The sequence below is a fragment of the Rhodovulum sp. 12E13 genome (assembly GCF_003340565.1).
Taxonomy (GTDB): Bacteria; Pseudomonadota; Alphaproteobacteria; order Rhodobacterales; family Rhodobacteraceae; genus HLUCCA09.
This window is the reverse complement of record NZ_QPLK01000071.1, coordinates 1-4,923: the sequence shown is the minus strand read 5'-3', so window position 1 is coordinate 4,923 and position 4,923 is coordinate 1. Positions and strand designations below refer to the sequence as shown.

Sequence of the window (4,923 nt, the reverse complement as noted above, 5' to 3'; positions counted from 1 at the left end):
TGTGCCTCGTTCGGGCTCGCAGCTCGGGAAATTTTCTTTGATCCACGGCTTCGTCTTTCTGCCGCCCGGCCAATGTCGGGTCCGAGCCGGTGTGAACGCCGGCGTGGAGAGCTTGACGCCGGCCACCGAAGGCCGGCCGCCGACCGAGGGGGAGAAGCCGAAGGACAGGCGCAAGCTCTATGCCTGCACGAGCCCGCGGTCGACTGCATCTCCATGGGCAAGGCGCGCGTCCGCTACGAGTTCGGCACCAAGGTCTCGGTGGCGACCACGCACAGGGAGGGTTTCGTCGTTGGCATGCGCGCCATGCCCGGCAACCCCTAAGACGGCCATACCCTGCGCGAGGCGCTCGAGCAGGTGGAGATCCTGACCGACACCCGCCCCCGCCGCGCCTTCGTCGACCGCGGCTACCGCGGCCACGGCGTGAAGACGGCCGACGTCTTCATCTCCGGCCAGCGCCGCGGGATGACCCCGGCGCTGAAGCGCGACCTGAGACGACGCAGCGCCATTGAGCCAATGATCGGACACATGAAAACCGACGGCCGCCTCGCCCGATGCCCCCTCAAGGGCACCCGCGGCGACGCCCTCCAAGCCGTGCTCTGCGGCTGCGGCCACAACATCCGCCTGATTCTCGCCCACCCCAGGGCTCTCGACCGAAATCCTGCGCGTCCTCTTCAACGCCATTGCCGCGCTCATACTGACGGTGCGACCGTCAGAGACCCAGCGCCCGCTACCAGCGTGATGTTCAGGACCGACCACCCCGACGTCCTCGGGAAGCTCCTCGCTTCAGGCCACCCTACCCACACGGTTTGCTGACACCGCCGCATGGCTCGATATGTCTCGCTTGAGTTTTCGGCATTATCTGGGTCATTCCGGCTGCGTGGAGTCCGATCCCTGATTTCCGAAAGCCATGTGTCGACGACGACGTTGATGAAACATGTGGTCTACAATGAAATTACTCCAGTGATCAGTGCCGTCGCGCGAGGGCGATGCCCGCGCTAAGCCCGCCGCTTGGGCTACCCTTCGCTTGCGCTCTGTGCCTTGCCAATCACGTTATCCGCGAGATGCAACTCTCTCGCGTGGAAGTCCCGCTCGGTTTCGCCCTCTTTCGGTCCACGATCGAGGGCGTGCGCAAGGTCGAAAAAGCCCTTCCCAGGCAACATGGTTCGCCCGCGGCTGACCGCGCGCGCCGCAAGGAAGGGCCGACCGGCGGCTGCGTCCTCGTGCATTGTGGTCTCCAGCGCCGCGGTGACCTTTCCGACAGAGCCCGGCATCCACAGCCCGAGAGCGCGCGCGAGGGCACCGTAGGTGATCGGTATATCATCTGGCGGCAGGGCTTCGAGATGGGCGCGGAGGCGGGTCGGGAGCGTCTGCTCCCTGCCGGCGGCCGCGTCGATCACACGGGGCGGCGGGATCTCGCGGGCCGCGCCGGTCGTATCGATCTCGGCTGCCCAGGCCCGGCTTCCGCTGCGCAGGACGACCCGGGTCTTGCCAGCATCGGCATCTTGGCCGACTTCCGTTACGCCAACGACGGCACCATTGTGCAGCCCTTCGCGCAACGTCTCCGGCGTCAGGCCGAGGCGCGGCGCGAGGTAATCGGGATCCACGGTCACCTCTCCATTCTCGAGGCCGATCACGCCGGGCGGGATCGGCCGGTGCAGGAAGGGCGATGCGCGATTGTCGGCGCGCGTGTAGAACGGATTGGCCCCCGACGCGTGGTTGGTGATGTCGACGATCTCGTTGATCTGGGGCAAGGCCGCGCGCAGCATCCGTTCGACGCCTTGGCGGAGGGTGGCCGAGGAGGCCGCGCAGCCCTGGCAGCCGCCGGACATGCGCAGATAGACCGTGCCTCCCTCGACGCGGTCTGCCGCAATATGTCCGCCATGCGCCGCGACTGCGGGGTTGACCTGCTTGTCGAGCAGCGCCTCGACCTCCCTCAGGAGTGCAGTGTCGGGATCGCCGTCTGGTTCACCGGTCCCCTCATCCTCGCCAAGCGGACAAGGGGTTTTGTCAAGCACATCGCGGACAGCCGCGGCAATGGCGGGCTTCAACGATGTCCAATCCGCGTCGGCGGTTTTCCGTATCCAGATTGTTTCGTCACGGACCTCGGCCCGCAACAGGCCCTCCAGCGCGAAGAGCGCGCGCGCGAGCGGCGCCGCATCGGTAGGCTCAAGCCGACCCGACCGGCCCGGCTGGACGGGCGCGTCGAGGATGAAGGCCATCGCGTTCGGGTCGCCAGCTGACGCCTGGGCGCGGATGCGCCGCCGGGTCTTTGTCTCAGACATCCTCGAGCTCCGTCCCGGACAGTGCGCGCAGCGCCTTGAAGGTGTAGATCCCGGTATCGTGACCATCGCTGAAGGCCATGCCGAGCGCGTAGTTCCCGACGCTCCAGACCCGCGTCAGCCCGATATCGAGCGGCACGCTGTCGGGATCGACAAGCCGCGCGCCGCTCATCTCCTCGCGGCATTGCGCGCATTGGCAGGCGAGGCGCAGATCGCGGTCGGCAAGACGTTGCTCGGTGCCGTCGCACCAGCGCAGGATCAGCGCGCCCTCCGCGTGGTCGAGCGCGGCAAGTCGCTCGGCCGAACCGCCGGCGGTCGCCTGCGCAGGTACGGGTTTGCCGGTGCCGTCCGAAAGCGTCCAGGCAAAGGGCGTCGCGATGCCGCCCGTATCCTCGCCCTGACCGCCCAGCGTCGCGGCGATCCCGCGATAGGCCGAAGCGGCGGGGCTGTCGGGCGCGTCGCGCACCAGCGGCCGCCCCTCGTCGCCACAATCGACCACGTTCGGGTCGAGCGGCACCTTGCCGAGGAAATCGACGCCCAGCTCCCGCGCGATGGCCTCGCCGCCGCCCTGGTGGAAGATGTGGGTGACGGTGCCGCAAGAGGGGCAGGTGAATCCGCTCATGTTCTCGATCACGCCGAGGATGGGCACGTTGACCTGCTCCATCATGCGAAGGCCGCGCCGCGCGATCTTGAGGCTGACATCCTGCGGCGTGCTGACCACCACGGCACCTGACAGCGGGAAGGCCTGCGCCAGCGTCAGCTGGATGTCGCCCGTGCCCGGCGGCAGATCCAGCAGCAGCACGTCGAGGTCGCCCCAGTCCACTTGCCGGACGAACATCTGCAGGTATTTGGTGACCATGGGTCCGCGTAGGATCGCGGGCGCGTCGTCGTCGGTCAGCATCGCCATCGAGATGACCTTGACGCCCTGCGCCTCCGCCGGGATCACGCGCTGGTCCGGCGCCATTGAGGGCTTGACTGCGGGGATGCCCAGCATGCGCGGGATCGACGGGCCGTAGATGTCGGCATCGACCACGCCGACGGACAGTCCCACGTCCGCCATCGCCACGGCGATGTTGGCCGTGACCGTCGATTTACCCACGCCACCCTTGCCGCTGCTGATGGCGATCATGCGGGGCGCTTTGGCTGTCTCAGCCTGCGGCATCTCGATCTCCCTGGTTGTTGTTTCCGGGCATCGGGGCGTAGCTCGCACAAAGCTTGGTCGTTTCGTCGGTCGCCAGTTCCGCCGCCATACAAGCGCAATAGGCGGCGTCTCCCGTGGTGCCGAAATGACTGCAGTCCCGGCACGTTCCGAACGAGGGAACGTCCCGCTTTTCGGCGAGCGCGGAGGCAAGCCCGGACAGCGTGGTCAGGAACCGTGCGCTCTCGGCATGATCCAGACCGTCGATCAGACCGACCAGGACCCGCAACGGGTCGTTATCGAGCATCGCGCGTCCTTTTTCGGTCAGGTCGAAACGAACGCTGCGCCGATCCCGTTCGGAGCGGGTGCGGGAAACCAGCCCCCGGCGCTCGAGCGACTTAATGATCTGCGAGGCGGTGCCCCGCGTCGTCGCCTGAAAGCTGGCGAAAGCCGACGGTGTCCGCGTGCTGTCGTTGGCCCGAGCAAAGAAGCGAAGGCAGGTCCATTGCGCCGCGGTCAGCTCGGAGCGCGTATCCTCGCTCTGGACCGCGCGCCCCAGATGCACGAGCAGCTCCGCAATCCGATCTGGTGCGTGTAGTTCACTGATCATGGCCAACTGATAGCGAATCGAAACGACTTTGACAATCGCCGGCTGACGCGATTATTATCGAACCTACATCACCCCGTCCTTTGTCTGCTTTCCACTTCTCGCCCATGGCGAGACCATCGGGCTTCTCCACCTCCGGGCGCGGCCCGGGCGAGATCCGGCCAGCTTCCGGGACTCGCGCCGGCTCGGCCAGCTCTGCGCCGAGCAGGTCTCCATGGCGATCGCGAACGTGCGCATGCGGGACGAGCTTCAGGACCAGTCCATCCGGGACGCGCTGACCGGCCTTTTCAACCGCCGCTATCTTCTGGAAGCGCTTCGGCGGATCCTTTCACGGGCCAGCAGGACCGACAGGCCGGTCGCGCTTCTCTCGATCGACATCGACCACTTCAAGACATTCAACGACACTTTCGGTCACGATGCCGGCGACATGGTGCTCCGCGCGGTGGGAGACGTGCTCGAACGCTCCACGGACGGGGACGAGGTGGCGTGCCGACACGGGGGCGAGGAGTTCATCGTACTTCTGCCGGATACCGATATCCCCGACGCCCTCTATCGGGATCGCGCTCGCGCCGATGGACGGAACAATGCCGCAGGATCTGATGCGAGCGGCTGACGGCGCGCTGTATGCCGCCAAGGCCGCAGGGCGGAACCAGGCTATGCTGACCAGCCTCGCGGGCATCGACAAAGAGACCTTGCCATCGACCGCAGCGACATCCGCCAGGAGCTGCACCAGATCGGCCCCGGTGGAGGTGGCGGCGGATCGCGCGGGACCCTGAGCCCGCCTTATTCATCGAAATCGGGGGTAATGGCTGGCGTGCCCGCGAAAGCTCTGTAGAATCAAGTTGCTACACCAAGTCCGACAGCAGCCCTCGGAGCACGCCATGGGTGAAACGCTACAG

Annotated in this window: 3 protein-coding genes and 2 pseudogenes; 2 read left to right on the top strand and 3 right to left on the bottom strand. The window is 66.6% G+C overall.

The window, feature by feature from the left end; all coding sequences use genetic code 11:
• Nucleotides 1-151: 151 nt before the first annotated feature.
• Nucleotides 152-648 (top strand): annotated as a pseudogene (locus DLJ49_RS20770) (transposase); the annotation flags it as partial.
• A 365-nt stretch (nucleotides 649-1,013) separates the two neighbouring features.
• Here the strand turns inward: DLJ49_RS20770 and DLJ49_RS20765 are convergent.
• The 3 genes from DLJ49_RS20765 to DLJ49_RS20755 are packed head-to-tail and all read right to left on the bottom strand — an operon-like array spanning nucleotide 1,014 to nucleotide 4,027.
• Complete coding sequence (locus DLJ49_RS20765) at nucleotides 1,014-2,282, bottom strand: DUF6522 family protein (protein WP_115395420.1); 1,269 nt, start codon at nucleotides 2,280-2,282, stop codon at nucleotides 1,014-1,016.
• The gene (locus tag DLJ49_RS22815) at nucleotides 2,275-3,408 is read right to left on the bottom strand and encodes a P-loop NTPase (RefSeq protein ID WP_304466150.1); all 1,134 of its coding nucleotides are present in this window, start codon (nucleotides 3,406-3,408) and stop codon (nucleotides 2,275-2,277) included. Before DLJ49_RS22815 ends, DLJ49_RS20765 begins: the two co-directional genes overlap by 8 nt.
• A gap of 19 nt (nucleotides 3,409-3,427) precedes the next feature.
• Entirely contained in the window at nucleotides 3,428-4,027 is a 600-nt protein-coding gene (locus tag DLJ49_RS20755) for a MarR family winged helix-turn-helix transcriptional regulator (RefSeq protein WP_115395418.1), read from the bottom strand.
• A 211-nt stretch (nucleotides 4,028-4,238) separates the two neighbouring features.
• Here DLJ49_RS20755 and DLJ49_RS20750 point away from each other — a divergent pair.
• Nucleotides 4,239-4,800: pseudogene (locus tag DLJ49_RS20750) on the top strand (GGDEF domain-containing protein).
• Nucleotides 4,801-4,923: the final 123 nt, after the last annotated feature.

Coding starts and splice junctions, on each gene's coding strand:
- DLJ49_RS20755 (WP_115395418.1), bottom strand. CDS start 4,027: ATGATCAGTGAACTACACGCACCAGATCGGATTGCGGAGCTGCTCGTG.
- DLJ49_RS22815 (WP_304466150.1), bottom strand. CDS start 3,408: ATGATCGCCATCAGCAGCGGCAAGGGTGGCGTGGGTAAATCGACGGTC.
- DLJ49_RS20765 (WP_115395420.1), bottom strand. CDS start 2,282: ATGTCTGAGACAAAGACCCGGCGGCGCATCCGCGCCCAGGCGTCAGCT.